Origin of the sequence: Halomonas caseinilytica (assembly GCF_001662285.1) — a bacterium.
Taxonomy (GTDB): domain Bacteria; phylum Pseudomonadota; class Gammaproteobacteria; order Pseudomonadales; family Halomonadaceae; genus Halomonas; species Halomonas caseinilytica.
This window is the reverse complement of record NZ_BDEO01000014.1, coordinates 133,294-147,432: the sequence shown is the minus strand read 5'-3', so window position 1 is coordinate 147,432 and position 14,139 is coordinate 133,294. Positions and strand designations below refer to the sequence as shown.

At 63.1% G+C, this 14,139-nt stretch carries 15 protein-coding genes; 10 read left to right on the top strand and 5 right to left on the bottom strand.

What is annotated here, in order from left to right:
- Positions 1 to 279: 279 nt before the first annotated feature.
- From dgoD to HSDC_RS15110, 3 genes are read left to right on the top strand one after another with little or no spacing between them, the layout of a single operon-like run.
- The gene (dgoD, locus tag HSDC_RS15120) at positions 280 to 1,428 is read left to right on the top strand and encodes a galactonate dehydratase (RefSeq protein ID WP_064700773.1); all 1,149 of its coding nucleotides are present in this window, start codon (positions 280 to 282) and stop codon (positions 1,426 to 1,428) included.
- A gap of 10 nt (positions 1,429 to 1,438) precedes the next feature.
- Positions 1,439 to 2,098, top strand: a complete 660-nt coding sequence (locus HSDC_RS15115; RefSeq protein WP_064700772.1) for a 2-dehydro-3-deoxy-6-phosphogalactonate aldolase — start codon at positions 1,439 to 1,441, stop codon at positions 2,096 to 2,098.
- On the top strand, positions 2,095 to 2,994 hold the full coding sequence (locus tag HSDC_RS15110; RefSeq protein ID WP_064700771.1) for a 2-dehydro-3-deoxygalactonokinase: 900 nt from the start codon (positions 2,095 to 2,097) through the stop codon (positions 2,992 to 2,994). Before HSDC_RS15115 ends, HSDC_RS15110 begins: the two co-directional genes overlap by 4 nt.
- A gap of 107 nt (positions 2,995 to 3,101) precedes the next feature.
- On the opposite strand, the gene HSDC_RS15105 is transcribed toward HSDC_RS15110, so the two are convergent.
- Complete coding sequence (locus tag HSDC_RS15105; protein ID WP_064700770.1) at positions 3,102 to 3,626, bottom strand: gluconokinase; 525 nt, start codon at positions 3,624 to 3,626, stop codon at positions 3,102 to 3,104.
- 310 nt (positions 3,627 to 3,936) lie between these two features.
- On the opposite strand from HSDC_RS15105, the gene HSDC_RS15100 reads away from it, so the two are divergent.
- The 7 genes from HSDC_RS15100 to HSDC_RS16560 all read left to right on the top strand — a co-directional run bounded on the left by HSDC_RS15100 (position 3,937) and on the right by HSDC_RS16560 (position 10,933).
- Complete coding sequence (locus HSDC_RS15100) at positions 3,937 to 4,398, top strand: SUF system Fe-S cluster assembly regulator (protein ID WP_064700769.1); 462 nt, start codon at positions 3,937 to 3,939, stop codon at positions 4,396 to 4,398.
- 69 nt (positions 4,399 to 4,467) lie between these two features.
- Positions 4,468 to 5,910 carry a Fe-S cluster assembly protein SufB gene (gene sufB / locus HSDC_RS15095; RefSeq protein WP_064700768.1) on the top strand — a complete coding sequence of 481 codons (1,443 nt, stop codon included), beginning with the start codon at positions 4,468 to 4,470 and terminating at the stop codon, positions 5,908 to 5,910.
- Positions 5,911 to 6,150: 240 nt separating this feature from the next.
- Positions 6,151 to 6,903, top strand: a complete 753-nt coding sequence (gene sufC, locus HSDC_RS15090; RefSeq protein WP_064700767.1) for a Fe-S cluster assembly ATPase SufC — start codon at positions 6,151 to 6,153, stop codon at positions 6,901 to 6,903.
- Positions 6,900 to 8,246 (top strand): Fe-S cluster assembly protein SufD, encoded by a 1,347-nt coding sequence (gene sufD, locus HSDC_RS15085; protein ID WP_064700766.1) that lies wholly within the window; start codon positions 6,900 to 6,902, stop codon positions 8,244 to 8,246. Before sufC ends, sufD begins: the two co-directional genes overlap by 4 nt.
- A gap of 3 nt (positions 8,247 to 8,249) precedes the next feature.
- Positions 8,250 to 9,491, top strand: coding sequence for an aminotransferase class V-fold PLP-dependent enzyme (locus HSDC_RS15080; protein ID WP_064700765.1), 1,242 nt, complete (start codon positions 8,250 to 8,252; stop codon positions 9,489 to 9,491).
- Between the two features lie 18 nt (positions 9,492 to 9,509).
- On the top strand, positions 9,510 to 10,082 hold the full coding sequence (gene sufT, locus HSDC_RS15075) for a putative Fe-S cluster assembly protein SufT (protein WP_064700764.1): 573 nt from the start codon (positions 9,510 to 9,512) through the stop codon (positions 10,080 to 10,082).
- Positions 10,083 to 10,213: 131 nt separating this feature from the next.
- Positions 10,214 to 10,933: a SanA/YdcF family protein gene (locus tag HSDC_RS16560; protein ID WP_244883834.1), complete on the top strand. Its 720-nt coding sequence runs from the start codon at positions 10,214 to 10,216 to the stop codon at positions 10,931 to 10,933.
- Here HSDC_RS16560 and HSDC_RS15065 read toward each other — a convergent pair.
- The 4 genes from HSDC_RS15065 to HSDC_RS15050 form a co-directional block, all read right to left on the bottom strand.
- Positions 10,854 to 11,300: a hypothetical protein gene (locus HSDC_RS15065; protein ID WP_064700762.1), complete on the bottom strand. Its 447-nt coding sequence runs from the start codon at positions 11,298 to 11,300 to the stop codon at positions 10,854 to 10,856. The genes HSDC_RS16560 and HSDC_RS15065 overlap by 80 nt on opposite strands.
- An 88-nt stretch (positions 11,301 to 11,388) precedes the next feature.
- Positions 11,389 to 12,297 (bottom strand): 30S ribosomal protein S6--L-glutamate ligase, encoded by a 909-nt coding sequence (rimK, locus tag HSDC_RS15060; protein ID WP_064700761.1) that lies wholly within the window; start codon positions 12,295 to 12,297, stop codon positions 11,389 to 11,391.
- A gap of 41 nt (positions 12,298 to 12,338) precedes the next feature.
- The gene (locus HSDC_RS15055) at positions 12,339 to 12,776 is read right to left on the bottom strand and encodes an ATP-dependent zinc protease family protein (RefSeq protein WP_064700760.1); all 438 of its coding nucleotides are present in this window, start codon (positions 12,774 to 12,776) and stop codon (positions 12,339 to 12,341) included.
- 22 nt (positions 12,777 to 12,798) lie between these two features.
- On the bottom strand, positions 12,799 to 13,824 hold the full coding sequence (locus tag HSDC_RS15050) for a DUF3549 family protein (protein ID WP_064700759.1): 1,026 nt from the start codon (positions 13,822 to 13,824) through the stop codon (positions 12,799 to 12,801).
- Between the last annotated feature and the right edge of the window lie 315 nt (positions 13,825 to 14,139).

Below are 14,139 nucleotides of genomic sequence, written 5' to 3'. Positions count from 1 at the left end.
ACCTGGCCATGTGGCTGGTTGGGTAGGGAAACACTGCGTAAATGTCTGCGCGTGTAAATCGCTGTGCTATAGCCGTCATCCTTGGCGGCTACCCTGTGGGCCCGTCGAAAGACGGTTCAAATTCGCTCCTGGCGAATTTGTGCGCGGCGCTCGACGATTTATGCAGCGTCTCCCAGGCCGGCCGATATCGGTTGTAGCCGCTCTGCTCGCCGATGCCTGAATGCGGTATCGGCCCGCTTTTCGACGTGACAGACGTAATACTGGAATGGATAGCGCTCTATGAAAATTACCCGACTCAAGACCTGGCAGGTGCCGCCGCGCTGGTTGTTCCTCAAGATCGAGACCGACGCCGGTGTCTATGGCTGGGGCGAGCCTGTGGTGGAAGGGCGTGCGGCCACCGTCGAGGCGGCGGTGCATGAGCTGGCCGATTATCTGGTCGGCCAGGATCCGCATCGCATCGAGCATCTCTGGAATACCTTGTATCGGGCCGGCTTCTATCGCGGTGGGCCGATCCTGATGAGTGCTATCGCCGGTATCGACCAGGCGCTGTGGGATCTCAAGGGGCGTGACCTCGGCGTGCCCGTCCACCAACTGCTGGGCGGGCGGGTCCGCGACCGGATGCGGATGTATGCCTGGACCGGCGGCGACCGCCCGCAGGACGTGGGGGAGGGAGCCAGGGCATTGGTCGATCAGGGCTTCACGGCCTTCAAGATGAACGGCACGCCGGAACTGGCGATCGTCGATTCGCATCGCAAGATCGATGAGGCCGTGGCACGGGTGGCCGAGGCCCGTGACGCCGTCGGGCCCGATGTGGGCATCGGTATCGACTTTCATGGTCGTGTGCATCGGCCGATGGCCAAGGCGTTGCTGCGCGAGCTGGAGCCCTATCACCCGATGTTCGTCGAGGAGCCGGTGGCGCCCGAGCACCTGCCTTGCCTGGCAAACATCGCCGGCGGGCTGGGATATCCGCTGGCCACCGGCGAGCGTCTGCACACGCGCTTCGAATTCCGCGACCTGCTGGCCCAGGGCATGATCGATGTGGTCCAGCCGGACCTGTCGCACTGCGGCGGCATCAGCGAGGGCATGAAGATCGCCAGCCTGGCGTCCTGCCATGATGTGGCGCTGGCGCCGCATTGTCCGCTGGGGCCGTTGACGCTGGCTGCCTCACTGCATGTGGATGCGGTGAATCACAATGCCTTCATCCAGGAACAGAGCATGGGCATTCACTACAACCGTGACAACGACGTCCTCGATTACCTGGTCGACAAGTCGGCCCTGGCCATCGAGGACGGGTTCTGCGCGATTCCCGAAGGCCCCGGCCTGGGAGTAGAAATCGACGAGGCCTTCGTCGAGGAGCGCTCCAAGGTCGGCCATCGTTGGCGCAATCCGGTGTGGACCCATGAGGATGGCTCGATCGCGGAGTGGTGAAGAGGGCAACATGAACGAGACGCAACGCAAGACCCTGGACGAGGCCCTGGAAACGTTGCCACTGGTGGCGATCCTGCGCGGTATCACGCCCGAGGAAGTGGAAGACGTCTGTGATGCTCTGATCGGCGCCGGCTTCCGGATGATCGAGATTCCGCTCAATTCGCCGTGCCCCTGGGAGAGCATCGAACGGGCGGTGGCGCATTGTCCGGCCTCGGTGCTGATCGGCGCAGGCACCGTGCTGGAGGTCGCCGATGCCGAACGACTCGAGCGCCTCGGAGCGCCTCTGATGGTCACGCCCAACACGGATTCCGAGGTGGTCCGTGCCGGTGTCGATCATGGGTTGGCGCCGATGATCGGTTGCATGACGCCCAGCGAGGCATTGGCTGCGGCGCGCAGCGGCGCCCGGGCGCTCAAGCTGTTTCCCGCCGCGCGACTCGGGACCGGTTATTTCAAGGACATCAGTGCCATCCTGCCCAGAGCCTTGCCGGTCCTGGCCGTGGGCGGCATCGATCGCAGCAACATGGCCGAGTGGCACGCCGTAGGTGTACGTGGCTTCGGCTTCGGCAGCAATCTCTACACGCCCGGTCGCGGCGCCGAGGAGATCGCCGAGATCGCCGCTGACCTGGTCGCCGAGTGGCGCCGGCTCGAGGCTCGGGGGAGCGAGGGATGAGCGAGCGGCTGATCGCCATCGACTGGGGCACCAGCAACTTTCGTGCCTTCCTGGTCGATCGCACCACTGGCGAATGCCTCGACAGTCATCGCTCGGATGCCGGCCTGAGGTCGCTGTCCAGCGAGGCGTTTCCGCATTACTGCCAGGCCCAGGTCGGAGCCTGGCGGGCGGGAGGCCGGGTGCCGGTCTATCTGTCCGGCATGGTCGGTTCGGCCCGTGGCTGGTGCGAGGCGCCTCAACTGGAGGTGCCGGCTTCCGCGACGCAGCTCGCCGCCAGCGTGATGGCGGCTCCCGGGTTGTCCAACGCCTGGATCGTTCCAGGGCTCAAGGTGGTGCAGGACGGCCACGTCGATGTGATGCGTGGTGAAGAAGTGCAGGCCTTCGGTTCCCTGACCCTGCGCGACACGACCTCTGGACTTTGCTGCCTGCCGGGTACCCACAGCAAGTGGGTAAGGATGGAGCAGGACCATCTGACCGACTTCACGACGGCCATGACCGGCGAACTCTTTCATGCCGTGCGCTTTCATACACTGCCTGGCGAGCCCTCTCGGGATCATGCCGCCTTCGACGAGACGGGCTTTCGCCAAGGGCTGGAAGCCGCGATGCATCCCGATGGCCCATTGCATGCGCTTTTCGAGGCACGTAGCCGACACTTGCATGCCGGCCTGGCCGCCGAGGCGGTCGGGGGCTTTCTCTCCGGCGTGTTGATCGGCAATGAAGTGCTTTCACAACGCAAGAAATGGCAGGATACATCGGTGACGTTGGTCGGCTCGACGGCTCTGAACTCCCTCTATCGAATAGCACTGGAGTGGGCCGGGGGAAGTGTCGTCGAAATTTCGAGTGACGATGCGACCCTGGCAGGGCTTTGTGCATTGGCAAGGCGTCATGAAACATGACAATGCATGATATCGATGCTTGATATAATGCGTGACGAGCTCGTCATTCATTAAAGCTAAAAAGGCGGCCTTTCAGGCCGCCTTTTCAATGGATAATGAAACGATCTTCATGGCCGGCTCGACGCCATGTCGAGGTGGTCGAGAAAAGCGTTGACGATCTCGCGGGGCGTGTCCCGGATATCCCCGCGGAAGGCTTCGTCCCGAGAGGGAACTTCCAGGGTGGCAAGTTGGCTGTCCAGCATGTGGGCGCCGGCAAAGAAGTGCTCGCTGCGACGCTCGAGTCGGTCCATCAACACCGACCGGTCGCCGTGAAGGTAGAGAATGTCCAGGTGAGGGGTGGCGGCGCGCAACTGATCGCGATACCGGTGCTTCAATGCCGAGCAGCCGATCACCAGGGAAATACCCTGTGCTTGATACTCTCGGTAGAGATCGGCAAGCGTCGCCAGCCAGGCTTCCCTGTCGCCATCATTAAGAGGTTGGCCGCGCGACATCTTGGCGATGCTTCCGGGGCTATGATAATCGTCGCCGTCAAGGAAGGTGGCATCCATTGCCGCTGCTACCTGGCGTCCGACATGGGATTTTCCTGACCCTGAAACCCCCATTACAAGAATGCTTTTCGCCTTGGCCATCATGCGGAAATCGCTTTGTTTTCTGACTTGTGAATGGATTCGATTCTAGCACTTTTTCCGGAGGTGATGGGAGTCCTGCTGGGGGAGGGAAGCGCGTCTTTCGCTCGGGTCGGCAATGCAGGGTGCGAGGTGGCGGGCAGATAGTCAGTATTAATGAGAATGATTGGCGTTTTTGATGCCATCGGCAGTGAACGTGTCGCGAACCGACCGATTCTTGCCCGGGAACGTCCGGGGAGGCTTCACATCGAAACCATACAGGACTAAAATGGTCCGCAATCGATCACCTGAGGGGATGGCCCCGGGGAGTCAGGCAGTGTTGAAGCTTTCCAGACTGACCGATTATGCGGCGGTGGTGATGGCCCAGATCGCCCGACATCCCGAGCAGCCGCATGCGGCGGCAGAGCTTGCCGAGGCGGTGTCGCTGCCGCATCCGACGGTCAGCAAGACGCTGAAGATGCTGGTGCGCGCCGGCCTGCTGGAATCCCGGCGCGGCGCGATGGGAGGGTACTCCCTGGCGCGCCCGGCGTCGCGGATTTCCGCCAGCGACATCATCTCGGCCATCGAGGGGCCAGTGGCGATGACCGAGTGCAGTCAGGCGGAAGGCGACTGCGAGCTGGTGTCGGTCTGTGGCGTATCGGACAACTGGCAGCGAGTCTCGTTGGCGGTGCGTGCCTTGCTCGACAGCGTGACGTTGGCTCATCTGGCCGATACGACCCCGATCAAGCTGCCCGTACAGCTACCCATTCAGAGCGTGAGCCTGGCCGCCGAGGCCTGAAAACCGCGACTTCATTACCCGAGGCGAGCCGTGCTCGCCGACCCAACCAGCCCGGGAGGGGACAACATCATGGCAAGTCAGGAAATGGAAGAGCTCGTCCGTCGCGAATACAAGGAAGGGTTCGTGACCGACATCGAGAGCGAGACAGTACCACCGGGTCTGGACGAAGACACCATCGCCTTCATATCGAAGAAGAAGGGCGAGCCGGAATGGATGCTGGAGTGGCGCCTCAAGGCATACCACCAGTGGTTGAAGATGACGCCACCCTCCTGGGCGCACCTGGATTATCCGCCCATCGATTACCAGGCGATCTCCTACTACAGCGCGCCCAAGCGTCCCGAAGACCGTCCGCAGAGTCTCGATGAAGTCGATCCCAAGCTGCTCGAGACATACGAGAAGCTGGGCATTCCGCTGCATGAGCGTGCTGCGCTTGCCGGCGTGGCGGTGGATGCGGTGTTCGACTCGGTCTCGGTGACCACGACCTTCAAGGAGAAGCTGCAGGAAGCGGGTGTGATCTTCTGCTCGATCTCCGAGGCGATCCGCGATTACCCGGAGCTGGTCCAGCAGTACCTGGGCAGTGTGGTGCCGCAGGGCGATAACTACTTCGCCGCACTCAACTCGGCGGTATTCACCGACGGCTCCTTTGTCTTCGTGCCCGAGGGCGTGACCTGCCCCATGGAGCTATCGACCTACTTCCGGATCAACGCCGCCAACACCGGCCAGTTCGAGCGTACCCTGATCGTCTGCGAGAGCCGTGCCGAGGTGTCGTATCTCGAAGGCTGCACTGCACCGCAGCGCGACGAGAACCAGTTGCATGCCGCCGTGGTGGAGCTGGTGGCGCTGGATGACGCCAAGATCAAGTATTCCACGGTGCAGAATTGGTATCCCGGCGACGAGGATGGCAAGGGCGGCATCTACAACTTCGTCACCAAGCGCGGTGACTGCCGGGGGGATCGCTCCCACATCAGCTGGACCCAGGTCGAGACCGGCTCGGCGATCACCTGGAAGTATCCGTCCTGCATGCTGCGCGGCCGTGACAGCGTCGGCGAGTTCTATTCAGTGGCGGTGACCAACGGTCGCCAGCAGGCCGATACCGGCACCAAGATGATCCACATCGGCGAGGGCACGCGCTCCACCATCGTCTCCAAGGGCATCGCTGCCGGTCGTTCCGACCAGTCCTATCGTGGCCTGGTCAAGGTCGGCCCGCGTGCCAAGAACGCCCGCAACTTCACCCAGTGCGACTCGCTGCTGATCGGCGATACCTGCGGCGCCCATACCTTCCCGTATCAGGAGATCGGCAATAGTTCCGCCAAGGTGGAGCACGAGGCGACCACCTCCAAGATCGGCGAGGATCAGCTGTTCTATTGCCAGAGTCGCGGCATCGGCGAGGAAGATGCGGTCAACATGATCGTCAACGGTTTCTGCAAGGACGTCTTCCAGGAACTGCCGATGGAGTTTGCCGTGGAGGCGGAGGCGCTGCTGAATGTGACGCTCGAAGGCGCAGTGGGTTAAGGCTCTTGGCCTGACGATTGACGAGATGAGCGCCGGGGACGAGTCGCAGCGAGGGTCATCCGCCATGGATGGCGGATGTAGCGCCCAGGGATGGGGGTACAGCGCCCTCGCGACGGCTCGGCGCCGGAACAGCTCATCCACGCTAAAGGGGTGGCGCCATGCAAGGGCACGCCCGATAAGCGCAAACGAATTCATCTATGCGAGCCGCTGCGGCGGCTGATAGCTCAAAAGGTAGTCAACATGCTCGAAGTCAAGGATCTGCACGTCACGGTCGAGGGGTCCGAGATCCTCAAGGGCCTGAACCTGACCATCGGTGCCGGCGAAGTCCACGCTCTCATGGGCCCCAACGGCGCCGGCAAGTCCACGCTGTCGGCCGTCATCGCCGGCAAGGACGGCTATGAGGTGACGAGTGGGTCGATCACCTTCGAAGGACAGGACGTGCTGGAGATGGAAATCGAGGAGCGTGCCCAGGCGGGCCTGCTGCTGGGTTTCCAGTATCCGGTGGAGATCCCCGGCGTGAAGAACATCTATCTGCTCAAGGCCGCGCTCAACGCCCAGCGTGCCGCGCGAGGCGAGGAGGAGATCCCGGCGCCGGAATTCATGAAGCTGGTCAAGGAGAAGGTGGGCTTCATGAAGATGGATGCCAGCTTCCTCCAGCGCGCCGTCAACGAGGGCTTCTCCGGCGGTGAGAAGAAGCGCAACGAGATCCTGCAGATGCTGGTCCTGCAGCCGAAGCTTGCCATGCTCGACGAGATCGACTCCGGTCTCGACATCGATGCCATGAAGGTGGTGGCCGATGGCGTCAACTCACTGCGCGGCGAAGACAAGGGCATCCTGCTGGTGACGCACTATCAGCGCCTGCTGGATTACATCGTGCCCGACCATGTTCATGTGCTGGTCGACGGTCGCATCGTCAAGAGCGGTGACGCCGACCTGGCGCGCGAGCTCGAATCCCGTGGCTACGACTGGGTCGTGGAGGACTCTGCGGCATGAGTGACGAACAGCGCTTTCTCGACCGCCTGGCCGAGCGCAACGCACAGCGTGGAGACGAACCCACCTGGATCGCCGCACGCCGCCAGGCCGGGGCCGCGCGCTTCGAGGCGCTCGGCTTTCCGCATCGTCGCATCGAGGAATGGAAGTACACTGACGTGCGCGATATCGCGCGCAGTGACTTTGCCCTGGCCACCGACGCCGAGTTTTCGCCGGCCACGGCAGCGGCCCTGACCCTGCCGTTGGACGCCTATCGCCTGACCTTCGTCGATGGCGTGTTCGCGCCGGCATTGTCGGATCTGGGCGCGCTGCCCGAAGGCGTGCAGGTGTTGCCCCTGTCGCGAGCCCTGGAAGAGAACCACGAGGCCGTGGGTGGACCACTCGGCCGCCTCACCGGCGTCGATTTCTCGTCCTTCGCGGCCCTCAATACCGCCTTCATGGAAGAGGGCGCGGTGGTACGACTGGCACCGCGAACCGTGGTGGACAAGCCGATCGTGCTGCAATTCCTGTCCCGGGCCGGAGAGCAGGAGGTGATGAGTCATCCGCGCATCCTGGTCGAGGCCGGCGGGCGCAGCGAGGCCACCCTGATCGAGCACCACGTGGGCGAGGACGGGGGCGCCAACTTCACCAACCTGGTGGAGGAGATCATTCTCGAGCGGGGGGCGATCCTGACCCACTACAAGCTCCAGGAGGCGCCACTCAAGGATCGCCACATTGCCAGTATCCACATCGAGCAGGCCCGCGACAGCCGCTATGTCTCCTTCAACCTCAACCTCGGGGGAGGGCTGGTACGCAACGATCTGGTCAGCGACCTGAACGGCGAAGGCGCCGAGGCGATCTACAATGGCTTGTTCTATGGTCAGGGCCGCCAGCATGTGGACAACCATACCCTGGTCAATCACAACGCGCCCCGCACCTTCTCCCGTGAGAACTACAAGGGCATCCTCGACGACCGCGCTCATGGCGTGTTCAACGGCAAGGTGATCGTCAAGCGCGATAGCCAGCAGATCGAGGCCGAGCAGAGCAACGCCAACCTGCTGCTCTCCGACCGTGCCGAGATCGATACCAAGCCGGAACTCGAGATCTACGCCGATGACGTCAAGTGTGCCCATGGTGCGACCACCGGCCAGCTCGACGAAGAGGCCGTCTATGCCCTGCGCACACGTGGCATCGATGAGCAGACGGCCCGCGGGCTGTTGACCCTGGCATTCGCTGGCGAGGTCATGGAACTGGTCGACCTCGATGCGGTGTCCGAGCGGGTCGAGCTGGCGGTGGCCGGCAAGCTGCCGGAGCGCTTCAACCTGGCCGGATTGGTGGAAACCGCCTCGGCCTTCAACGAGGGGTGAGTCATGGCCGACTTCAGTGACCTTCAGCTAGATGTGGCGCGGGTCCGTCGTGACTTTTCGATCCTGGATCGCGAGGTGCATGGCAAGCCGCTGGTCTATCTCGACAACGCGGCGACCTGCCAGACCCCGCGTCAGGTGATCGAGGTCTTCGATGACTACTATCGGCGCTATAACGCCAATATCCATCGAGGCCTGCATACCCTGGCCGATGAGGCAACCGCGGCCTTCGAGGGAACTCGCGAGACGGTGCGCGCCTATCTGGGCGCCGCCGAGGCTCGGGAGATCGTCTTCACGCGCGGCACCACCGAGGCGATCAACCTGGTGGCCGCCAGCTGGGGACGAGCCAACCTAGGCCCCGGCGACGAGGTGCTGATATCGCGCCTGGAGCATCACTCCAACATCGTGCCCTGGCAGCTGCTGGCCGGCGAGCTGGGGTTCACCATCAAGGTGATTCCGGTAGACGAGCGCGGCGTGCTGGATCAGGCTGCCTATCGCGACCTGATCGGCGAGCGTACCCGGCTGGTGGCGGTGAACCATGTTTCCAACGCGTTGGGGACGGTCAATCCGGTGGCTGACATGGCGAGCCTGGCCCACGAGCATGGTGCGCTGATCATGGTCGACGGTGCTCAGGCCGCGCCGCATCAGCCCATCGATGTCCAGGCGCTCGGTGCCGATTTCTACGCCTTTTCCGGCCACAAGGTCTATGGGCCCACCGGGGTCGGGGCCCTCTACGGTCGTGCGGAACTGCTCGAGGCCATGCCGCCCTGGCAGGGCGGTGGCGAGATGATCAAGACCGTCTCCTTCGAGACGCCCACGACCTTCGCCGACATTCCCTACAAGTTCGAGGCGGGAACGCCGGCAATCGCCGAGGTGATCGCCCTGGGACGAGCCCTGGCGTGGGTGAACGAGATCGGGCTGGGCCTGATCCAGGCCTGGGAGACGCGCCTGCTCGAGCATGCCACCGAGGGCGTGGCGTCGATCGAGGGCCTGCGCGTGCTGGGGACCTCGCCGGACAAGGCCGCGGTGCTCTCCTTCGTCGTCGATGGTGCCCATGCCCAGGATATCGGGCTGTTGATCGATCAACTGGGGGTGGCGATACGCACCGGCCATCACTGCGCTCAGCCGCTGTTGTCGCACTTCGGGGTTGATGCCACTTGCCGTGCTTCCTTCGCTGCCTACAACACGCCCGAGGAAATCGACATCTTCGTCGAGGGACTCGAGCGAGTCGTGGGCATGTTGCGCTGAAGGGGAGCGAGGAAATCCATGAGTGATATCGACGCACTGTCCGGCGTGACCAAGGGGCAGGTGCTGCCCCTGCAGCGCGATGTGGAGGCCATCTCCATTCCCTTCGGCAAGACGGAGACCCTGCCCGAGGACAGCGAGGTCACCGTCATGCAGGCCAAGGGCGGAACGGTCAGCGTGGGCCTCGAGGGGCGCATGTACCTGATCGAGGGCAGTGAGCTTGATGCCCTCGGGCTCGAGGCGGTACCGCGACCGACCCTGCCGGAAGACGCTTCGGAGGAAGATATCGAGGCGTTCGTCTGGGATCAGCTGCGAACCTGCTATGATCCGGAAATTCCGGTCAACATCGTCGAGCTGGGACTGGTCTACGGTTGTCGCATCGAGCGCTTGATTACCGGTGAACGACTCGTCACCATCCGTATGACGCTGACCGCTCCGGGCTGTGGTATGGGCGATGTGATCGCCGCCGATGCGCGCAACAAGATTCTGGGCGCCCCTCAGATCAGCAAGGTGCACACCGAGATCGTCTTTGATCCACCCTGGAGTCGCGAGATGATGAGCGACGAGGCCAAGCTCGAACTCGGTATGTTCTGAGAGCGTGCCGGCCTCGTCCATGCGCTGCATCGAACGCCCCGTCGCCGGCGAGATGAGGCGGCGCCCAAGAGCCTCCATGACCGGGGAAGTCGATGCCCTCGCTACCGTGGAAAACGTTCCGGATCCTGCTGATGTCACTCGGTGGGGGAACCCTGCTGGCGATGTTGCTGTTTCTGGCCGTTAACCTGTGGATGCTGACCAGTACCCGCAGCCGTATCGATCTCGAGCTGTCGCAGTGCCAGTCCGAGCGGGTTGGTATCGTCTTCGGGACATCGCACTGGACCCGCAGTGGCGCGCGCAATCCCCACTTCGAGGGGCGCATGCGCGCCGCGGCCAGCCTGGTACATGACGGGCGGGTCGCGCATCTGCTGCTGTCGGGAGACAACAGCACTCGCTACTATAACGAGCCGGTGACCATGTGGAAGGATCTGCGTGGTCGTAACATCCCGGATGCGGTCATGACCCTCGATTATGCCGGCTTCAGTACCTTCGATACCCTTGCCCGAGCCCGGGATGTCTTCGCGGTGAAACGCGCTTTGCTGGTTACCCAGTCCTGGCACCTGCCGAGAGCCTTGTTCATCGCCGATGCGCTGGGTATCGAGGCACGTGGCTGCGCGGCACCGGAGCGACCGTCGGACAGTACCCTGCGTTTGAGGGCCAGGGAGTGGGTCGCGCGAGTGGCGACGCTGGGGGATCTGTATCTATGGGGCCGCGAGCCGCATTTCCTGGGCCCGATGGAGCCCCTGGAGATCACGCCTCGCCGCGGCCCGGTCAGCGCTTCTGGCGCTGCTTCTGAAGACGATACAGCTCGCGAATCAACGAACGACAGTTCCGCCAGCACTCCTCGATGACCGGTTCGATGGCATCGGGCAGCGGATGGGTCAGCAGCGTCGAGAGGGCCTGCATCAATACCCGTTCCTGCTCGAGCAGCTCGTTGATCAGCACTTGGCTGTCGTTGCCGACAAAGCTCTTCAGTCGGCTCCAGAGCCACATGTAGTCGTCGCGCTCGACGTCGGCATCACGAGGGAGAAGGTTGAGATGGCGACGGGCCAGCGCCTGCAATTCGCGCATCAGCCGGCCACGTTCCTCGAAGTGTGGCTTGAGCGCGTCGCGCAGGCTCGGCTGCAAACGCTCGAGATTGTCCTGGAAATAGTCGATGCTGTCGGCCAGTGCTTCGAGGGCACTGTCCATCGCCACCTGGCGATTATCAAGAAACATGTGCGTTCACCTCCTCCGGTGACGCAGATTGTGGGGGTGTCGCGGTACTTTTGCCACCCCCGTTCGGCATTAAATCTCGGTTTCGGGCTTAGCCTTTAGGCTTGGGGGGGGTCTTGCGTTTCGGGGCCGAGCTCTTTTCCAGGTGCTCGATGATCAGCCCGGCAATGTCCTTGCCGGTGGCGGCCTCGATTCCTCGCAGACCCGGCGATGAGTTAACCTCCATAATCACCGGCCCGTGGTTGGAGCGCAGCAGGTCGACGCCGGCCACCTTCAGGCCCATGGCCTTGGCGGCGCGTATTGCCGTGGAACGCTCCTCGGGGGTGATGCGAATGACGCTGGCGCTGCCGCCGCGGTGCAGGTTGGAGCGAAACTCCCCCTCGGCCGCCTGGCGTTTCATGGAGGCCACGACCTTGTCGCCGATGACGAGGCAGCGGATATCGGCTCCCTGGGCTTCCTTGATGTATTCCTGGACCATGATGTTGGCCTTCATGCCCATGAAGGCCTGGATCACCGATTCGGCGGCCTGGTTGGTCTCGGCCAGTACCACACCGATTCCCTGGGTGCCTTCCAGCAGTTTGATGACCAATGGAGCGCCTCGCACCATGGTGATCAAATCCGGGATATCGTCGGGCGAGTGCGCGAAGCCGGTCACCGGCAGGCCGATCCCCTTGCGCGAGAGCAACTGCAGCGAGCGCAACTTGTCCCTGGAGCGGGTAATCGAGACGCTGTCATTGAGCACCTGGGTGCCCATCATCTCGAACTGGCGCAACACCGCACAGCCGTAGAAGGTGATGGAGGCGCCGATACGGGGAATCACCGTGTCGAAGGATTCGAGCTTCTGCCCCTTGTAATGGATGGAAGGGTGATGAGAGGCAATACTCATGTAGCACCGCAGGGTATCGACGACCCGGGCCGTGTGGCCCCGGGCCTCGGCGGCCTCCACCAGGCGGCGCGTGGAATAGAGGTTGCGATTGCGTGACAGCAGCGCGATGTGCATGACGGAATCTCCGTTGACAGGATCGGAGAGCAGGGTGAGCCTCAGGGCTCACCGTGCAGGAAGCCGGCGCCGGGCGCCACCAGCAGCCGGCGCAGGGCACGACGGCCCAGCAGCATCGGGTGGCGCATGTCGCGACGATCGGTGAGCGTCAGCTCGACCGGAAATTCCAGCTCACCCAGTTGCATGGGAGTGCGGATGACGTAACGCCACTCGGACTGGCCGTTGGAACTGGTGACACGGCGTCGGTCATGGAGCGGGAGGCGCTGCTCGTGGGGCGGACTTGCCGGACCTCCACCGCGCGTTGTAAAGCGCACCCAGGGGTGACCGTCATGCTCGAAGGTCTCGATGTCCTCGGCATGGAGCGCTGAGGTGCGTGCGCCGGTGTCGGCCTTGGCGCACAGTGTCAGGTTCAGCGCTGGCAAGGTGACCATCTCGCGGCGGCCAATCACCGCCTTGGCCTGATAGGGCAGCTCCTTCATGGCGCTTGGTGCCTCCTGTGGTTCAACGGGAAAGGCCAGCCAGGCGGCGGCCGATGGCGGATGCCGGCTCGGCGTCGCGCAGTGTCATCAGAACGGGCAGGCGCAGGCGAGGGATCAACGCCAAATCGCGTGCCACGGCGGTGAAATCGGCCCGGGGCTCTTCTGCCAGACGGAGCAGGAAGCGCGGGAGACGCTGGGCATCCTCCAGATGATGCCAGCCCCGGCCTGCCATGGCCGCCAGAAGATCGGGGCCGCACGCCTCGGTGTCGGCCAGCAGGGCGTCGTACCAGTCGCCCACCCACGTGGCTTCGGCGCCACTGACGGCTCGCACACAGGCGCAGAAGCCTTCGATGTCGCCGGTCTCGGCGGCCTTCTCGCCGCGTTGCCGCAGCGCATCGGCGAGCTCGTCACCGATGGCGACATGCTCCAGACAGTAGCATAGCGATACCAGGACCTCATCGGGCAGTGTTGGCAGGGTGTCGGCCAGCCGTTTCTGCTGGTCCGTATCCATGCGCGATGCGAAATCGGCCAGGCCCTGCAGGCCGAGCGCTCGCCAGTCCAGCGCCTGTTGCCCCTCTAGGTAAGCCTCCACCGGCTCCAGATGCTGGCTTGCTGGTTGATCGAGATCGTGACTCGCCCGAGCATGGAGCATGGCCTGGAAGGTCGTCGAGGGCGTGAAGGCCAGGGGATTGTCCTTCATCAGGTTGTCGATCCCGCTGCTATCCTCACGACCGAGACCCTCGACATTTCGGCCCAGAGTCTCCAGCAAGCGTTGCAGGAAGGCGTCCCGTGGGGCCGGGTCGAGCATTCCCTGTTCATCCAGGGGCAGGGCCAGGAACCAGATGAGGGGATCGTCGAGATCCCCCACCCGGAACACCATGGCCAGCCGTGCTTGTCCCTGCCAGGGAGCGGGCCAGGGACGTTCATCCTGTTCCAGCTCGCGCAAGGTGTCGAGTGGGCAGGGCTCAACCCGGCGCCCCAGATGATAAAGCTTCACCTCGGCGCCGGTACGGACAAAGAAGTCATGTAGGCTGTCGATCGATTGCATGCGGTCTCCCAGGCTCGAAGCGTGCACTCTACATCGAGACCCAACCTCTGTCAGCCAACGCGGTACCGATTGGCAGGGCGATGATCATTCATTGATCAATGGCTCGAAAGGCCCATGATCTCTTGCCAGGCCAGACCTGTTCAGTGGTTATCCACAGGGACGTTCAGGACTTCTGTGCATGACATGACTGTGTCTCGAGGCTATGACAGGCATAATCAGCAGCTATTGGCCGCAGAGGGGGATTTTTCATACGGTTTGTGTAAAAATGGAATATGAAAAAGGTTTTTTATTCCTGATTTCTCTTTGTGGCGCGTA

Coding starts and splice junctions, on each gene's coding strand:
- HSDC_RS15050 (WP_064700759.1), bottom strand. CDS start 13,824: ATGCAATCGATCGACAGCCTACATGACTTCTTTGTCCGTACCGGCGCC.
- dgoD (WP_064700773.1), top strand. CDS start 280: ATGAAAATTACCCGACTCAAGACCTGGCAGGTGCCGCCGCGCTGGTTG.
- HSDC_RS15110 (WP_064700771.1), top strand. CDS start 2,095: ATGAGCGAGCGGCTGATCGCCATCGACTGGGGCACCAGCAACTTTCGT.
- HSDC_RS15080 (WP_064700765.1), top strand. CDS start 8,250: ATGGCCGACTTCAGTGACCTTCAGCTAGATGTGGCGCGGGTCCGTCGT.
- sufC (WP_064700767.1), top strand. CDS start 6,151: ATGCTCGAAGTCAAGGATCTGCACGTCACGGTCGAGGGGTCCGAGATC.
- HSDC_RS16560 (WP_244883834.1), top strand. CDS start 10,214: ATGTCACTCGGTGGGGGAACCCTGCTGGCGATGTTGCTGTTTCTGGCC.
- HSDC_RS15055 (WP_064700760.1), bottom strand. CDS start 12,776: ATGAAGGAGCTGCCCTATCAGGCCAAGGCGGTGATTGGCCGCCGCGAG.
- HSDC_RS15115 (WP_064700772.1), top strand. CDS start 1,439: ATGAACGAGACGCAACGCAAGACCCTGGACGAGGCCCTGGAAACGTTG.
- sufB (WP_064700768.1), top strand. CDS start 4,468: ATGGCAAGTCAGGAAATGGAAGAGCTCGTCCGTCGCGAATACAAGGAA.
- rimK (WP_064700761.1), bottom strand. CDS start 12,297: ATGCACATCGCGCTGCTGTCACGCAATCGCAACCTCTATTCCACGCGC.
- sufT (WP_064700764.1), top strand. CDS start 9,510: ATGAGTGATATCGACGCACTGTCCGGCGTGACCAAGGGGCAGGTGCTG.
- HSDC_RS15065 (WP_064700762.1), bottom strand. CDS start 11,300: ATGTTTCTTGATAATCGCCAGGTGGCGATGGACAGTGCCCTCGAAGCA.
- sufD (WP_064700766.1), top strand. CDS start 6,900: ATGAGTGACGAACAGCGCTTTCTCGACCGCCTGGCCGAGCGCAACGCA.
- HSDC_RS15105 (WP_064700770.1), bottom strand. CDS start 3,626: ATGATGGCCAAGGCGAAAAGCATTCTTGTAATGGGGGTTTCAGGGTCA.